At 64.4% G+C, this 16288-nt stretch carries 15 protein-coding genes; 10 read left to right on the top strand and 5 right to left on the bottom strand.

The genetic code is table 11. The annotated features are described in order from the left end of the window. Window positions 1–2 precede the first annotated feature (2 nt). The 5 genes from nhaA to NKH16_RS07960 form a co-directional block, all read right to left on the bottom strand. On the bottom strand, window positions 3–1196 hold the full coding sequence (gene nhaA / locus NKH16_RS07980) for a Na+/H+ antiporter NhaA (RefSeq protein WP_352454677.1): 1194 nt from the start codon (window positions 1194–1196) through the stop codon (window positions 3–5). A 91-nt stretch (window positions 1197–1287) separates the two neighbouring features. Further along, the gene (locus NKH16_RS07975) at window positions 1288–1851 is read right to left on the bottom strand and encodes an ActR/PrrA/RegA family redox response regulator transcription factor (protein WP_023676342.1); all 564 of its coding nucleotides are present in this window, start codon (window positions 1849–1851) and stop codon (window positions 1288–1290) included. A gap of 63 nt (window positions 1852–1914) precedes the next feature. Continuing rightward, window positions 1915–3240: an ActS/PrrB/RegB family redox-sensitive histidine kinase gene (locus tag NKH16_RS07970; protein WP_352448476.1), complete on the bottom strand. Its 1326-nt coding sequence runs from the start codon at window positions 3238–3240 to the stop codon at window positions 1915–1917. A gap of 90 nt (window positions 3241–3330) precedes the next feature. Further along, window positions 3331–5949: an ATP-dependent helicase HrpB gene (hrpB, locus tag NKH16_RS07965; RefSeq protein ID WP_352898948.1), complete on the bottom strand. Its 2619-nt coding sequence runs from the start codon at window positions 5947–5949 to the stop codon at window positions 3331–3333. A 75-nt stretch (window positions 5950–6024) separates the two neighbouring features. Next, window positions 6025–6915, bottom strand: coding sequence for a DMT family transporter (locus NKH16_RS07960; RefSeq protein ID WP_352743064.1), 891 nt, complete (start codon window positions 6913–6915; stop codon window positions 6025–6027). 27 nt (window positions 6916–6942) lie between these two features. On the opposite strand from NKH16_RS07960, the gene NKH16_RS07955 reads away from it, so the two are divergent. The 10 genes from NKH16_RS07955 (at window position 6943) to dhaM (ending at window position 16281) form a co-directional block, all read left to right on the top strand. Beyond that, on the top strand, window positions 6943–7632 hold the full coding sequence (locus tag NKH16_RS07955; RefSeq protein WP_352743063.1) for a PIG-L deacetylase family protein: 690 nt from the start codon (window positions 6943–6945) through the stop codon (window positions 7630–7632). Between the two features lie 212 nt (window positions 7633–7844). Then, a complete protein-coding gene (locus NKH16_RS07950; protein ID WP_352454682.1) occupies window positions 7845–9176 on the top strand; it encodes an ABC transporter substrate-binding protein in 1332 nt (443 codons plus the stop codon). A gap of 110 nt (window positions 9177–9286) precedes the next feature. After that, window positions 9287–10234, top strand: coding sequence for a carbohydrate ABC transporter permease (locus tag NKH16_RS07945; protein WP_031211681.1), 948 nt, complete (start codon window positions 9287–9289; stop codon window positions 10232–10234). Next, window positions 10231–11181, top strand: a complete 951-nt coding sequence (locus tag NKH16_RS07940) for a carbohydrate ABC transporter permease (protein ID WP_352448471.1) — start codon at window positions 10231–10233, stop codon at window positions 11179–11181. Before NKH16_RS07945 ends, NKH16_RS07940 begins: the two co-directional genes overlap by 4 nt. Then, window positions 11178–11378 (top strand): hypothetical protein, encoded by a 201-nt coding sequence (locus NKH16_RS07935; RefSeq protein WP_023676334.1) that lies wholly within the window; start codon window positions 11178–11180, stop codon window positions 11376–11378. The genes NKH16_RS07940 and NKH16_RS07935 overlap by 4 nt, the downstream gene beginning before the upstream one ends. 3 nt (window positions 11379–11381) lie before the next feature. After that, window positions 11382–12494, top strand: a complete 1113-nt coding sequence (locus NKH16_RS07930) for an ABC transporter ATP-binding protein (protein WP_352448470.1) — start codon at window positions 11382–11384, stop codon at window positions 12492–12494. Beyond that, complete coding sequence (locus NKH16_RS07925) at window positions 12487–13500, top strand: ABC transporter ATP-binding protein (RefSeq protein WP_352448469.1); 1014 nt, start codon at window positions 12487–12489, stop codon at window positions 13498–13500. The genes NKH16_RS07930 and NKH16_RS07925 overlap by 8 nt, the downstream gene beginning before the upstream one ends. Before the next feature lie 67 nt (window positions 13501–13567). Further along, a complete protein-coding gene (locus NKH16_RS07920; RefSeq protein ID WP_352898943.1) occupies window positions 13568–15211 on the top strand; it encodes a dihydroxyacetone kinase subunit DhaK in 1644 nt (547 codons plus the stop codon). An 81-nt stretch (window positions 15212–15292) separates the two neighbouring features. Next, window positions 15293–15895 (top strand): dihydroxyacetone kinase subunit DhaL, encoded by a 603-nt coding sequence (gene dhaL, locus NKH16_RS07915; protein WP_352448467.1) that lies wholly within the window; start codon window positions 15293–15295, stop codon window positions 15893–15895. Then, entirely contained in the window at window positions 15892–16281 is a 390-nt protein-coding gene (dhaM, locus tag NKH16_RS07910; protein WP_352898940.1) for a dihydroxyacetone kinase phosphoryl donor subunit DhaM, read from the top strand. Before dhaL ends, dhaM begins: the two co-directional genes overlap by 4 nt. Window positions 16282–16288: the final 7 nt, after the last annotated feature.

The following is a 16288-nucleotide window of genomic DNA, read 5'->3' as shown; positions in this document are numbered from 1 at the left end:
GCCTATTCTTCCGCCTCCTCCGCCTCGCCTGCGGCCGGCGCCACCAGCAGCACAGCGGCGCCGAGGAGCGCGGCGATGAAGGAGCCGGCGAGGATGCCGACCTTGACCGCGTCCTGCAGGGCGGCGTCGCTGGCGAAGGCGAGCAGGCCGATGAACAGGCTCATGGTGAAACCGATGCCACAGAGCAGCGAAATGCCGACCATGTGCAGCCAGCCGGCATTGACCGGCAGATCGGCGAAGCCAAGCCGGATGGCAAGCGCGGAAGACCCGAACACGCCGACCAGCTTGCCCAAGACGAGGCCGGCGGCGACGCCGAGCGTCAGCGGCTCGGCCAGGGCGGCAGCGCTGAGACCGGCGAGCGAGACGCCGGCGTTGGCAAAGCCGAAAATCGGGATGACGAAAAAGGCGACGACTTTGTGCAGGCCGTGTTCGAGCCGGTGCAGCGGCGAATGGTCGAGATCATGGCCGCTGCCCGGCGATATCTTCAGCGGTATGGTGAGGGCCAGCGCGACGCCGGCGAGCGTCGCATGGACGCCCGATTTGAGCACCAAAACCCACAGAACGATGCCGAGCAAGATGTACGGCAGCAGCGTCAGCACCCGCATGCGGTTGAGCACCACCAGCAGCGCGATCACGGCGAAGGCGGCGCCGAGATAGGCGAGCGAGAGGCCGCTGGTATAGAACACCGCGATGATGAGCACCGCGCCGAGATCGTCGATGATGGCGAGCGCGGTGAGGAATATCTTCAGCGAGCCCGGGACGCGGCTGCCGAGCAGCGACAGCACGCCGAGCGCAAAGGCGATATCGGTGGCGGTTGGGATCGCCCAGCCGGACAGAGCGGCTGGATTGTTGCGGTTGATGGCGACGTAGACCAGTGCCGGCGCTGCCATGCCGCCGGCGGCGGCGATGCCGGGCAGCACGCGGCGCGGCCAGGTCGACAGCTGGCCGTCAAGCATTTCGCGCTTGATCTCGAGGCCGACCAGCAGGAAGAACACCGCCATCAGGCCGTCATTGATCCAGTGCGAGACGCTGAGCGGTCCGAGATAGGCATGGAGGGCGGAGAAATAAGCCTCGCCCAGCGGCGAATTGGCGACGATCAGGGCCAAGGCCGCCGCAGCCATCAGGATGAGGCCGCCGGCCGCCTCGCTGTCGAGGAATTCGCGCAGCATGGAGACCAGCCGCTTTTCGTCCTGCATGTCGCCTCCGTCGTATCAGCGGCAAGGTCCGACACCGCCAAGCGATGATGCGCAAACAGCGCTGGCCGGGCAAGCCTGTAATGAGAGCCCTTTAGCGCGGCGCGCGCTTGGCGAGGATGCGTTGCAGCGTGCGGCGATGCATGTTCAGGCGGCGTGCGGTTTCCGAGACGTTGCGGTCGCACATTTCGTAGACGCGCTGGATGTGTTCCCAGCGCACGCGATCGGCCGACATTGGATTTTCTGGCGGCGCTGCGCGTTCGCCCGCGGTGCGGGTCAGAGCGGCAAAAATATCGTCGGCATCGGCCGGCTTCGACAGATAGTCGATGGCGCCGAGCTTTACCGCCGTCACCGCAGTGGCGATGTTGCCGTAGCCGGTGAGGATGATGGCGCGGGCGTCGTCGCGCTTCTCGCGAATCGCGGCGACGACGTCGAGGCCGTTGCCGTCGGCCAGCCGCATGTCGACCACCGCATAGGCCGGCGGATTGGCGCGCGCCTTGGCAACCGCCTCCTCGACGCTCTCCGCCGTCTCGACCACGAAACCCCTGGTTTCCATGGCGCGGGCAAGCCGCGTCAGGAACGGCTTGTCGTCGTCCACGATCAGCAGCGAGGTATCCTCGCCTTCGACCATTGCGCCAATCGTTTCGTCAGTACTCATCGTGCTGAAAATCCTGCTGCCTGATTTTTACGCAAATATAGTTTCGCAACGCTATTGTCCAATTTAGGCCGTGTCGAACATGGTGGCCGAAGCCTGCTCGGGATTGAGGAAGACGCTGCGCGGCCACGATATCTGCACGATAGCGCCCTCGCCGGGCTCGCTTGAATTGCGGAAATCGAGCGTCGCGCCGGAGCGTTCGAGCAAGGTTTTGGCGATGAATAGGCCGAGGCCGAGGCCGCCGCCAGCTTCGGTGCCTTGTCGCGTCGACATATAGGGTTCGCCGATACGGTCGATGATCTCCGGTGGAAAGCCCGGCCCGTCGTCGATGATCGAGAAGCTGACGGCGGCCTCATTCCAGTTCCAGCGCACTGTCACGCTGTTGCGGGCGAAGTCGACCGCGTTCTCGACCAGATTGCCGAGGCCGTAAATGACGCCGGGATTGCGCCGGCCCACCGGTTCCGGGCCGATGCGCTCGCCCGGCCGAAGCTTGATCGAAATGCCGAAATCGCGGTGCGGCGCCGTCACCTCCTCGACCAGCGAGGTCAGCGGCAGGCGCGAGAGGTGCACCTCGCTCTCGGAGGACAGGCTGGTCAGGCGCTTCAGGATTTCGCGGCAGCGCTCGCTCTGCGAACGCAGCAGCTTCACGTCCTCGCCGTATTTCGGATCTTCGCCAAGCGCCTTCTCCATTTCCTTGGCGACAAGTGTGATGGTGGCGAGCGGTGTGCCGAGCTCGTGCGCGGCGGCCGCGGCGAGGCCGTCGAGGGCAGAGAGATGCTGCTCTCGCTGCAACACCAATTCCGTGGCGGCAAGCGCGTTGGCAAGCAGCCGCGCCTCCTCGGCCACCCGGAAGGCATAGATCGCGGTAAAGGCGATGGAGCAGAACACCGCCATCCACATGCCTGCGACATAGATGAACGGCATCGCCAATGGCGCGCCCTCATGCCATGGCAGCGGCAGGTGGTAAAAGACCAGCAGCGTCGCCGCCACGATCACCAGCGCGCCGAGCATGGCGGTCAGCCGCAGCGGCAGCGACGTCGCCGAGACGACGACGGGCACGGTCATCAGCAGCGAAAACGGATTGGTGAGTCCGCCGGTCATGTAGAGCAGGCCGGCAAGCTGCAGGCTGTCGAAGGTCAGGATGGCGAAGGCCGAGAACGGGGTAAGCCGATGCGCCGCCGGATAGCGGAAGGTCAGCAAAAGGTTCATCCAGGCCGAACAGGCGATCAGCGCAAAACACATGCTGACCGGCAGCGGAAATTTCAGCCCGTAAGCGACGACAAGCACGGTCAGGCTCTGGCCGACGATGGCAAGCCAGCGCAACCTGATCAGCGTGTTGAGGCGCAGCCGCTGGCTTTGCTGGAAGTCGGGTGCGTGCAGGATGTTTATCATGGCCAGTGATTATAGAGGGGAAACAGCCGGAGGTCTTTTCCGAAAAACCGCCGAAGCCGGCCCTCGGTTCGGGATGACAGTCTGGAAGCATCAGGTACCGCGCGGCTTGGCCCGGCTGGTGGCGGCGGCGAGAAGCGGGTTCTCCGGCCAGACGTGCCTGGGATAGCGGCCGCGCATCTCTGCCCGCACATCGGCCCAGGAGCCGCGCCAGAAGCCGGGCAGGTCGCGCGTCGTCTGGATCGGCCGGTGAGCCGGCGACAGCAATTCGAGCGTCAGCGGCACAGTGCCGTTGGCGATCGCCGGATGCCGGTCGAAGCCGAACAGTTCCTGCACGCGGATCGCCAGCACCGGCCATTCGCCGTCATAGCGGATCGGCAGCCGGCTGCCCGACGGCGCGTCGAAATGGGTCGGCGCCAATGTGTCGATCTTGCGCTGCAATTCGTGCGGCACCAGCGTCATCAGGCCTTGCGAAAGCACGCTGGGATCGATTGCCGCAAAGGATGCCGCGCCGGAAAGGAATGGCAGCAGCCAGTCCTCGAGGCGCTCGACGAGCGCGGCATCGGAGACATCGGGCCATGGCGCGCCGAGGCCGCGATACAGCCAGCCGAGCCGCTGCCGCAACGTCTCCGCCTCCCTGTTCCACGGCAACAGGGACAGGCCGTGTTCGCGCAAGGCGTCGAGGATGGCGCGATCCGCGTCGGCACCGGTCGGCGCCGGCAGCATGCGTTCGGACAGCGTGATGGCGCCGAGGCGAACCGTTTCGCGCACCCGCACCGCGCGCCTGTCGCGGTCGAAGCTCACCTCGCGGTGGGTCTCGGTCTTTTCCGCCAGCGCAGTGCGGATGTCGGCCTCATCGATGGCTGCCGCTGCGGTGATGCGGGCGTTCTGCGCCTTGCCCTGCAGGTCGGCGACGACGAGCCAGGTCTCGCAGGCCAGCGGATCGGAGGCGTCGAGCATGGCGCCCGAGCCGTTGGCAAGCACGAAGCGGCCACGCTCGCCGCGCGCTTTGGCGACCCGATCCGGCCAGGCATGGATGAGGAGAGCGCCGGCTGTGCTGCCCTCCCCCTTGAGGGGGTCGGAAGGACGGGCGAGACTCGTGGCTCGCCCCGGCGCGTCGATCCGCGTAGCGGATCGGGGTGGGGTCGGTTCGGGCACCCCATCGACGACCCCGCCCCGTCTCCCTCGTCTCGCTGCGCTCGGCTCGCTCGCCGACCCTCCCCTCGAGGGGGAGGGTAAAGCCTGCTTTGCCAGCGTCTCAGCCAGCTGCCGGGCGGCGGTGGCGCGCGGCGATCTTTCGGCGCGAAAGCGCAGCAGCCGCCGTTCGAGATCGGCACCATCGCCGCCAAGGCCACGCTCGGTCAATAATACGGCGAGCATCGCCGCCTCGAGCGCCTCTCCGGTCCTTGCCGCCTCGGCGACCATGTGGGCGAGCCGCACCGGTAGCGCCAACCTGCGCATCGCGGCACCGGCATCCGTCAGGCGTCCTGCCGCATCGACAGCATCGAGCGCACGTAGCAGTACCCTCGCCTCGGTGAGCGCCGGAGCCGGCGGGGGGTCGAGGAAGGACAGGCTGGTCGGATCGGCGACGCCGAACGCCGCGCTATCGAGCAACAGGCCGGAAAGATCGGCCTCGAGGATTTCCGGCGGCGTGAAGGCCGGCAGGGCCGCCATCTGCTCGGCCCGCCACAACCGGATGGCGACGCCCGGCTGCGTGCGCCCGGCACGACCGGCGCGCTGGTCGGCGGAAGCGCGGGAAGCACGTACCGTCTCCAGCCGCGTCAGGCCGCTCGCCGGCTCATAGCGCGGCAGCCGCGACAGGCCGGAATCGATGACGACGCGTACGCCGTCGATGGTGATGGAGGTTTCGGCGATCGACGTCGCCAGCACGACCTTGCGGCGGCCGAGCGGCGCCGGCTTGATCGCCGCGTCCTGCGCCTTGTTGTCGAGCATTCCATAGAGCGGCACGATGTCGGTATCGGCGCCGACCTTGCCCGCCAGCCGCTCGGCGGTGCGCTCGATCTCGCGCTGGCCGGGCAGGAAAGCGAGCACGCTGCCCTCCTCCCCGGCAAGCGCCGAGCGGATCGCCTTGACCATGGCGTCCTCGATGGTGACGCCGGCCGGCCGCTCGTCATAGCGGATGTCGACCGGGAAGGCGCGGCCTGCGCTCTCGATCACCGGCGCGCCGGACAGCAATTTTGCGACACGCGCGCCGTCGAGCGTTGCCGACATCACCAGCAATCTGAGTTCGGGCCTCAGCGCACCCTGCACGTCGAGCGCCAGCGCCAACCCGAAATCGCCGTCGAGCGAGCGTTCGTGGAACTCGTCGAATAGCACCGCCGCGACACCAGGCAGTTCCGGGTCGTCGAGGATCATGCGGGACAGCACGCCTTCGGTGACGACGAGAATCCTGGTCTTTGCGGAACTGCGGTTTTCCATGCGCATGGCATAGCCGACGGTTTCGCCGGGCTCTTGGCCGAGCAATTCGGCCATGCGGCGGGCGGCAGCGCGGGCGGCGAGGCGGCGCGGCTCGAGCAGGATGATCTTTCCGGCGCCGAGCCATTCAGCGTCGAGCAGCGCCAGTGGAACCAGCGTCGTCTTGCCGGCACCGGGCGGCGCCACCAGCACGGCGCTGTTACCATGGCTCAGCGTTTCATTGAGCGCCGGCAAGACAACGGAGACCGGCAGTTCCGGCAAGGGTTTTGTCGTCATTGTGCTATGCTGTGCAGCCAGTTGGCAGCGACCGCATATCAGCGGTGGCGGTCGCGACGCAACCTCGGCGCCGACTCAAAGCCTGGTCCGCGAAAACGGGTTCCAGCGCACCGTGCCGAGCCGCACCTCCTCGCGCACCATCGTCAGCAGGCCGGAACCGCCGACCACGGCCAAGCCGACCAGCGACAGAAAATCCGGATATTCCCTGAAGAACAGCGCACCTAGAACCACCGCCCAGACGATCTGCGAGTAATGCGTCGGCGCGATGCGGTTGGCCGGCGCGTATTTGACCGCCAGCAGATGCAGCAGCTGGCCGCCGGCGGTAAAGCCGCCGGCCAGCACCAGCCAGGCCCATTGCCTGCCATCCGGCAGCGAGAACGAGGTAGCCGCCGCACCGACGCCGTTGAAGAGCAGGCCGTAGCCGATCAGCACGCCGAGCATCGTTGTGCGCTTTTCCTGCGCGGCGAGCGAACGCATCAGGATGACATTGGTGGCGGCCAGGAAGGCGATGGTGAACGCCGCCAGATGACCAAGATGCAATTCGCGAAACCCCGGCCTGACGACCAGCATGACCCCGGCAAAGCCGGCGACGACCGCCAGCCACCGCCATGGGCCGACCTTTTCCTTGAGGACCAGCGTGGCCAGGATAGTGACGAACAGCGGCGCCAGAAAGATGAGCGCATAGACTTCCGCCAGCGGGATGGTGGTGAAGGCATAGACGCTGAGCACGCCCGAGGCGATGCCGGCCCAGGCCCGGGCCTGTACCGCCCAGGGCCGGTTGGTGCGCCAGAAATCGAGCCAGCGCTCGCCTGCCGGCCTGGCAAAGAGCAGAAAGCAGCCGGCAAACAATGTCGAGAAGAAGCCGATCTCGAAGACGTTGAACTGCCCGCCCAGGCTTTTGACAACCGCGTCGCTGCACGAATAGCTTGCATAGGCGATGAGCGCGAGCAGAATTCCGTTGGGCACGTTTTTCCATTTCCGGGAGAGATGAGAGTGAAGATATTGGCGCTTGGCGCGCATCCGGACGACATCGAGATCTTCATGTTCGGTACGATGGCCGCCTATGCCGCGCAAGGCGCAGAACTCTTTTTTGCCATAGCCACGGATGGCGCCAGGGGCGGCTATGGCGATCCGGCCGCACTTGCCCGCACGCGCCGCAAGGAGGCGACGGCGGCGGCCGGCCTGCTTGGCGTGACGCCGCGCTTCCTCGACTTTCCCGATGGCGGGCTGGTCGCGGATGCCGCGCTGATCGGGGCGCTCAAAGCACTGATCGGCGAGATAGGGCCGGATCTGGTGATAACGCATGCGCCGAACGACTATCATGGCGACCACCGCGCGCTGTCGGATGGCGTGCGCATCGCAGCGTCATTCTCGGTGCCGGTGCTACATGCCGACACGTTCGGCGGCACCGGGTTTTCGCCAACGCACTACGTCGATACCTCCAGGCATTTCGATCTCAAGGCGGAGGCGATCCGGGCGCACCAGTCGCAGGATCCCGAGCGTTTCGTCGACGCGGCGCGCACGCAGAACGCCTTTCGCGCCGGCCAGTGCAACGGCCCAGCCGGATCGTTCGCCGAGGCCTTCCGCTTCGAGCCAGTCTTCCCCTTCGCCGATATCCGCGCGCTGCTGCCGCCAGCCCCAGTGATCCGTCCGGTGGCCGTCAGCAACAAGACGGTGACCTAGGCAGGTCGCCGCAACTTCTCACGTTGCTTTCCTATCCAGCATGCTGCGATGCAGCAACGAATTCGCTTGCCTTATTTAGTAAAAATTGCATCACTAAACAAATTACTAAACATCCGGTGCGCCGCCGCGTCGTTGTGTTTGGGCCCCGGAGGAGGGGTTTAGCGGGCTCTTGAAACCGTCATCCGGACGCGTTTCGCAAATGGGAGGAAGGCATGAAATCGACCTTGAAATTGGCGTTGGGACTGGCATCGACACTCTTTGCGTCGACAGCCGTTTCGAATGTCGCGCAGGCAGAAGATCTGACGCTTTGCTGGGCAGCCTGGGACCCGGCCAACGCGCTTGTGGAATTGTCCAAGGACTTCACCAAGGAAACCGGCATCGGCATGAAATTCGAATTCGTGCCGTGGACCAACTATGCCGATCGCTTTCTCAACGAGCTGAATTCGCACGGCAAGCTGTGCGACCTCATCATCGGCGACAGCCAGTGGATCGGCGGTGCCGCCGAGAACGGCCATTACGTCAAGCTGAACGACTTCTTCGACAAGGAGAAGATCAGCATGGACGATTTCGTGCCGGCGACCGTCGTCGGCTATTCGGAATGGCCGAAGAACTCGCCGAATTACTGGGCGCTGCCGGCCATGGGTGACGTCGTCGGTTGGACTTACCGCAAGGACTGGTTCTCCAAGCCGGAGCTGCAGAAGGAATTCAAGGAAAAGTACGGCTGGGATCTCGGCCCGCCGACGACCTTCGACCAATTGAAGCAGATCGCCGAATTCTTCCAGAAGCGCGACATCGACGGCAAGACCGTCTATGGCGCGTCGATCTACACCGAGCGCGGCTCGGAAGGCATCACCATGGGCGCCATGGACGTGCTCTACAGCTTTGGCTTCCAGTACGAAAACCCGAAAAAACCCTACGAGATGGAAGGCTTCGTCAACTCCGATAAATCGGTGAAGGGCCTGGAGTTCTACAAAGCCCTCTACGATTGCTGCACCCCTCCCGGCGCCTCGAACAGCTACATGGGCGAAGGCGTTGATGCCTTCAAATCCGGCCAGGTGGCGATGCACATGAACTTCGCCTTCACCTGGCCAGGCCTGCAGAAGGACGAGAATGTCGGCGGCGACAAGATCGGCTATTTCGTCAATCCCAAAGGTCCGGACGGGGACCAGTTCGCCCAGCTCGGCGGCCAGGGCATCTCGGTGGTCTCCTATTCCGACAAGCAGGAAGCCGCGCTCAAATACATCAAATGGTTCGCCAACAAGGACGTGCAGTCCAAATGGTGGTCGCTCGGCGGCTATTCCTGCCTCAACGCGGTCGTCAAGGACCCCGCCTTCCCGGCCAGCCAGCCCTATGCGCAGACCTTCCTCGACTCGATGGCCATCGTGAAGGACTTCTGGGCCGAGCCGAGCTATGCCCCGCTGTTGCAGGCATCGCAGAAGCGCTTCCACGACTATGTCGTTGCCGGGCAAGGCTCGGCCAAGGATGCGCTCGACGGCCTCGTCAAGGACTGGACCGAGGTCTTCCAGGACGATGGCAAGATGTAAACGGCTCCTCCCGAGCCCATGACCGAACCGTCCCGTGCCACTTGGCACGGGACACAGTTCAGATAAATTCCATTGTCGAGACGAGCCAAGTGACCGAAGCAGGACTGACCATGCTCAATCGGACGGCGGACAGCGTTGCCCGGGCTACGCCCGAGCCGTTGGCCCGCAAGGTCCGGGGCATCAGCGACAAGGGCCTCGCCTGGCTGTTCATCTCGCCGACGATCCTGTTGCTGTTAGCTATCAACATCTTTCCGCTGTTCTGGGCAATCTATCTGTCCTTCACCAATTTTCGCGCCAATCGGCCCAACGAGGTTGTGAAGAACCTCGGGCTGGCCAACTACAAGCGCATCCTCGCCGACCAGGACATCTGGATCGCCATGCAGACGACGGCGCATTTCGTGTTCTGGACCATCCTGCTGCAGACGCTGATCGGCTTCACTCTGGCCTGGCTGATCGACCGCAAGTTCCGCGGCCACGCCTTCTGGACGACCATCATCCTGGTGCCGATGATGCTATCGCCGGCGGTGGTCGGCAATTTCTGGCGCTTTCTCTACGAGCCGCAGATCGGGCTGTTCGCCTACGCCGTTTCGTTCGTCACCGGCATTCCGGCAACCGAGATCAGCATGCTCTCCAACGTGTCACTGGCGCCATGGTCGATCATCATCGTCGACACCTGGATGTGGACGCCTTACGTAATGCTGATCTGCCTCGCCGGCCTGCGCTCGATCCCCGAATACATCTACGAAGCGGCCGAGGTCGACCGCGCCTCCAACTGGCGGCAGTTCTGGTCGATCACGCTGCCGATGGCGCTGCCCTTCATCATGCTGGCGGTGCTGTTTCGCGGCATCGAGAACTTCAAGATGTTCGACATGGTCAATTTGCTCACCGGCGGCGGGCCGGGATCGACCACCGAAGTGGCCTCGATCACGCTGAAGCGGCAGGCCTTCGAAAGCTGGCGGACGGGCTATTCCTCGGCTTTCGCCATCATCCTGTTCGTCGCAGTGTTTGGCCTCGCAAACATCTACGTCAAGGCGCTCAACAAGGTGAAGCAGAGATGAGCCTGACGTCAGCCCATTCCGTTGTCGCGCCGTCGGCCACGTCGAAGCGCGTCGCCGGCGCCATCATCGTCGCCTACGCGCTGATCTCGATCGTGCCGCTGCTGTGGATCTTCGCCACCAGCTTCAAGACGCCGCCGGATTCGATCGCCTATCCGCCGAAGATCCTGTTCCAGCCCAGCCTCGAGGGCTACTGCAATTTGTTCTCGACCCGGACTCGGCAAACACCGGAATACATCAACTCGCTGGGACCGGCGACGGGCCTGTGCGACGAGACGGTGCGCAAGCGCAATATGGTGATCGCCGGCCCGTCCAACTTCATGCCGCGCTTCGTCAATTCGCTGATTATCGCGTTCGGCTCGACGTTTTGCGCGGTTTTCCTCGGCACGCTGTCGGCCTATGGTTTTTCGCGCTTCAAGGTGCCGCTCGCCGACGACCTTCTGTTCTTCATCCTGTCGACGCGGATGATGCCGCCGATCGCGGTCGCCATCCCGATCTACCTGATGTACCGGGAGCTTGGCCTGTCGGACACGGCTCTCGGCATGATCCTGCTTTATACGGCGGTCAACGTGTCCTTGGCGGTGTGGCTGCTGAAAGGCTTCATCGACGAGATCCCGCGCGAATATGAAGAAGCGGCGATGATCGACGGCTACACCAGGCTGCAGGCGTTCTGGCGCACGGTGCTGCCGCAGGCGACCACCGGTATTGCCGCAACCGCCATCTTCTGCCTGATCTTTGCCTGGAACGAATATGCCTTCGCTGCGCTGCTGACCTCGGGCACGGCGCAGACCGCGCCGCCCTTCATTCCGACCATCATCGGCGAAGGCGGTCAGGACTGGCCGGCGGTCGCGGCCGGCACGACGATCTTTCTGGTGCCGATCCTGGTCTTCACCATCCTGCTTCGCAAGCAATTGCTGCGCGGCATCACCTTTGGCGCGGTGCGTAAATGAGCATGACCGCAAAACGCAAATCGCGCTGGCCCGTCTGGGCCAGGCGCGGGCTGATGGAAAACGTCGCCACCGCGATCATCGCCATCGGCTTCCTGATGCTGTTCCAGCCCTTCGCACTGGTGCTCTACACCTATTCCTTCATCACCATGCTTGCGGGCACGGCGATGTTCATCATCGTCTCGAAATTTCCGGAGTAGACGATGGCCGAGATCAGGGTCGAACATCTGAGGAAGGCATTCGGCGATTTCGTCGCCGTGCAAGATTCCAACTTCGTCGTCGAGGACGGCGAATTCTTCGTCATGCTGGGGCCGTCCGGCTGCGGCAAGACGACGACGTTGCGCATGATCGCCGGGCTCGAACTGCCAACCGGCGGCAAGATCCTGCTTGGCGGCGAGGACGTCACCATGCGGCGTGCCCGCGAGCGCGACATCGCCTTCGTCTTCCAGCTGTTCGCGCTCTATCCGCACATGAATGTGCGGAAGAACATCGGCTTTCCACTGCTGGCGCAAGGCGTGCCAGGCGCTGAAATCCGGAGCCGAGTGGAGGAGACGGCGAAGCTTTTGCGGATCGACCATCTGCTCAACAAATCGGTCTCCGGGCTTGCCGGCGGCGATCGCCAGCGCGTGGCGCTCGGCCGCGCCATCGTACGGCGGCCAAAATGCTTCCTGATGGATGAGCCGCTCGGCACGCTCGACACCGAATTCCGCGACCTGATGGTCCATGAATTGCGAGAACTGCACAACCGCATTCACGCCACCACCGTCTATGTCACGCATGACCAGATGGAAGCGATGTCGATGGCCGACAAGATCGCGGTGATGAACCACGGCGTCATCGAGCAGTTCGGCACGCCGCGCGAGATCTACGACCGGCCGGCGACGATGTTCGTCGCCGACTTCATCGGCTCGCCGCCGATGAATTTCCTCGGCTTCGGCGGCGGGCTTTCAAAGGGCGCCAGGGAAATTGTTGTGCAAGGCGCGAAGGTGGCCGTGCCGGAGATCCGCGAGGACGTCGCGCCGGCCGAGATGGCGCTTGGCATCCGACCGGAGCACATCCGCTTCGATGACGCTTCGAAGCTGCGCGGTGCTATTTACGGCACGGAATATCTCGGCACCACTCAGATCGTCGCGGTGGAGACAGCGGACGGCATCATCAAGGCCAGGGTGCCGGCCGAAATCCGGCTCAATCCGGGCGATCATGTGGGCCTGGCGCTGAGCAGCGCGCGGCTGTCGCTGTTCGCAAAAGGATCCGGGCGTGCGGTGCGCACCGAAATCCATGACTCGGCCTCCCAGGGGAGAGCACATCATGGCTGACGTTCACATCAAAAGCGTGACCAAGGCTTTTGGCGAGCATGTCGCCGTCGACAATCTCGACCTGCATATCGCCGACGGGGAATTCGTCGTGCTGCTCGGGCCGACCGGCGCCGGCAAGACGACGACGCTCAGGCTGATCGCCGGGTTGGAGCGTCCGGAAGCGGGCTCGATCCATATTGCCGGCCACGACACGACGACGCTGTCGCCGGCCGAGCGCGACACCGCTTTCGTATTCCAGCAATATTCGCTCTATCCGCATCTGTCGGTTTACGACAACCTCGCCTTTCCGCTGCGCTCGCCAGCACGGAAAATGCCGGAGGATCAGATCCGCCGCCGCGTCGAGGACGTGGCCAAGATGGTGCGCATCCACCACAAGCTGAATAATCGCTCGACCAAACTCTCTGGCGGCGAGATGCAGCGCGTCGCCATCGGCCGCGCCTTGGTGCGCAAGCCGTCGATCTACCTGATGGACGAGCCGCTGTCGTCGCTCGACGCCAAGCTGCGCGCCGATCTCAGGCTAGAGCTGAAGCGCATCCAGGCGGAACTCGGCGCCACAATGCTCTACGTCACGCACGACCAGATCGAAGCGATGACCATGGCCGACCGCATCGGCATTCTCGCCGACGGCGTGCTGGTGCAGATCGGTTCCCCGCGCGCGATCTATTCTGAGCCGGCAAACCTACACGTCGCCGCACGGCTCGGCCAACCGGCAATCAATTTGTTGCCGGTCGGACTGCTGCCGGATGGCGGCGCGCCGGCGGGAACAAAGACGATCGGTGCTCGCACCGAACATCTTTCGATCGAGAAGGCGGCGAACGGCCATGCCGACGGCGTCGTCGATTGGGTCGAGCATCTCGGCGACCAGAACCATCTGCATGTGACGGTGGGGACCAGGAAGCTGGTGACGCTAACCGACCCCGACACCGACCTGGCTCAGGGCGACAAGATCATGATCCGCTATCGCTCGCCGCTGTATTTCGGCCCCGATGGGCGACGGCTGATGTGAGCGCTGCGCGAGTGTTTTCCTGGCACCTTTCAACCGGCAATTTCGGGCACCGGACTGGACTAATTCGATGAAGCATTTTTTCAATCGCAGGGATACGATCGTAACTGAGGCCCTGGACGGCTTCCTCGATACTACCGGCGCCGGCGATCTCGCTCGCCTCGACGGCTATCCCGAGATCAAGGTCATTCTCCGCGCGGACTGGGATAAGACCAAGGTTGCGGTCATTTCCGGCGGCGGGGCCGGGCACGAACCTGCCCATGCCGGCTTTGTTGGCATTGGCATGCTGACGGCGGCGGTTTCGGGCGAGATCTTTGCTTCGCCGAGCGTGGAAGCGGTATTGGCCGCCATCCGCGCGGTGACCGGTCCCGCCGGGTGTCTGCTGATCGTCAAGAACTATACCGGCGATCGCCTCAACTTCGGCCTGGCAGCCGAGAAGGCGCGCGCCGAAGGCTTCCGGGTCGAGATGGTGATTGTCGCCGACGATATCGCCCTGCCGGACATTGCCCAGCCGCGTGGCCTGGCCGGCACCTTGTTCGTGCACAAGATCGCCGGCCACCAGGCGGAAGCCGGCATTGACCTGGCGGCGATTGCCGGGGCGGCGCGGGCAGTGGCGGCGGATATCGTTTCGCTCGGCATATCGCTGTCATCCTGCTCGATCCCCGGCCAGAGCCATGAAGAAAGATTCGGGGCGGACGATGCCGAACTCGGCCTCGGCATCCATGGCGAACCGGGCGTTGAGCGGATTGCGGTGCAAAGTGCCGAAAGGCTGGTTGCGATCATGTCGGAGCGCCTTGCCGCGCGGCTTGATCCGGTCAGCCACTACGCCTTGCTGATCAATAATCTCGGTTCGGTGCCACCGCTGGAAATGTTGCTTGTCGCCAATGCGGTACTGGCTTCACCGCTGGCGCAAAAGGTGACGCTGACAATCGGGCCCGGGCAGCTTATGACCGCGCTCAACATGAACGGCTTTTCCCTGTCGCTGATCCGGCTCGATGCGTCGCGCGAAGCGGCGTTGCGGGCGCCGGTAGGCCCCCACGCCTGGCTGCCGGCAAGAGCCGTTCGCCAAGCCAGCGTCGTGCCGATGGCCAAAGCCGCCGGCCCGAACAACGCGTCGAAAGCCAGCCAGGACGCACGCACCGACCGGTTGGTTGTCGCGGTCTGCGAACGGCTGATCTCGCTTGAAGGCTCGTTGAACGGACTGGATGCCAAGGCGGGAGACGGTGACACCGGATCGACAGTGGCGGCCGGTGCGCGCAGTGTGCTTGGCCGCATTGCAACACTGCCGCTCGCTGACCCTGCCGCAACGCTCGCCGTCGTCGGCGACATCCTGAGCGCCAGCATGGGCGGCTCTAGCGGCGTGCTGTTGTCGATCTTCTTCACCGCCGCCGCGCAGGCGCTGGAGTCTGGCGAAACGCTTCCCAAGGCGCTTCTCGCCGGCCTCGATCGGATGTCCTTCTATGGTGGAGCGAGGGTCGGCGATCGCACGATGATCGATGCCCTGGAACCCGCCTTGAGGGCGCTGGATAGGGGGAGTCTGGAAGATGCGGCGGTCGCGGCGCAACGCGGAGCCGAGGCCACCGCTGCCATGCGTAAGGCCAAGGCCGGGCGGTCCGCCTATATTGGCAGCCAGCTCGACGGCGTGGTCGACCCCGGCGCCTTTGCCGTCGCCGAGGTCTTCACTGCCCTCGCTGCGTTGCTCGAACCCGCTTGACTGGGGAAAAGAATGCTTCAATTGCCGGATATGCAATTTTCTCGTACTGCCGGCAGCGCAGGGGCCAGGAGCATGGGTGATATGGCGGCAGCGGATATTTTCAGGCTGATCGAGGCGGCGGCAAACACGATCGCCGCACATGCCGAAGAGCTGACCAGTCTCGACCAGGCCATCGGCGACGGCGACCATGGGCTCAACATGAAACGCGGCTTCGAGGCAGTGCGGGCCGAGGCCGGCGCGGTTGCGGCAAAGCCGTTGCCCGAGGCGCTGAAGGCGATCGGCACCAAACTGGTGATGACCGTCGGCGGAGCCTCCGGTCCCTTGTTCGGCACGCTGTTCATGGCGCTCGGCAAGGAGATTTCCGCCGCGCCGGGTCGCGCCGACCTGGCGGCGGCCTTCGGCAAGGCGATCGAAGCGGTTGCCGCCAGAGGCAAGTCGCAGGCCGGGCAAAAAACCATGCTCGACGTGCTGCAGCCGGTGCATGAGGCCCTGCTGCAGGGAAAGACGGCAGCGGACATCGTCGAGATCGCCGACAACGCGGCCGACGCGACCGTGCCGATGAAGGCGCTGCGTGGACGCGCCTCATTCCTTGGCGACCGTTCGATCGGTCATATGGATGCCGGCGCACGCTCGACTGCGCTTCTGGTGCGGGCCGTAGCCGAGGCAATCGAGAGGCGCGCATGAGCAATGTCGGCATCGTCATCGTATCGCATTCGCCGCTGGTCGCCGAAGGCACCGCCGACATGGTGCGGCAGATGGTCGGCAACGAAGTGCCGCTTGCATGGTGCGGCGGAAACGGCCATGGCGGGCTGGGAACCAATGTCGAGGCGATCATGAGCGCCATCGACAAGGCCTGGTCGGAGGCGGGGGTCGCGATCCTCGTCGATCTCGGCGGTGCCGAGACCAATAGCGAGATGGCGGTCGAGATGATCGGCGAACCACGCGCCCAGAAGATCATCGTCTGCAATGCGCCGATCGTCGAAGGCGCGGTGATGGCGGCGACCGAGGCTTCCGGCGGCGCCTCGCTCAGGGAAGTGGTGGCGACGGCGCACGAATTGTCGCCGTCGTGAACGAACG

It is taken from the genome of Mesorhizobium sp. M1307 (assembly GCF_040318155.1).
In the GTDB taxonomy this organism is placed as follows: domain Bacteria; phylum Pseudomonadota; class Alphaproteobacteria; order Rhizobiales; family Rhizobiaceae; genus Mesorhizobium.
The sequence above is the reverse complement of the archived record's forward strand: the minus strand, read 5'-3'. Positions and strand labels throughout refer to the sequence as shown.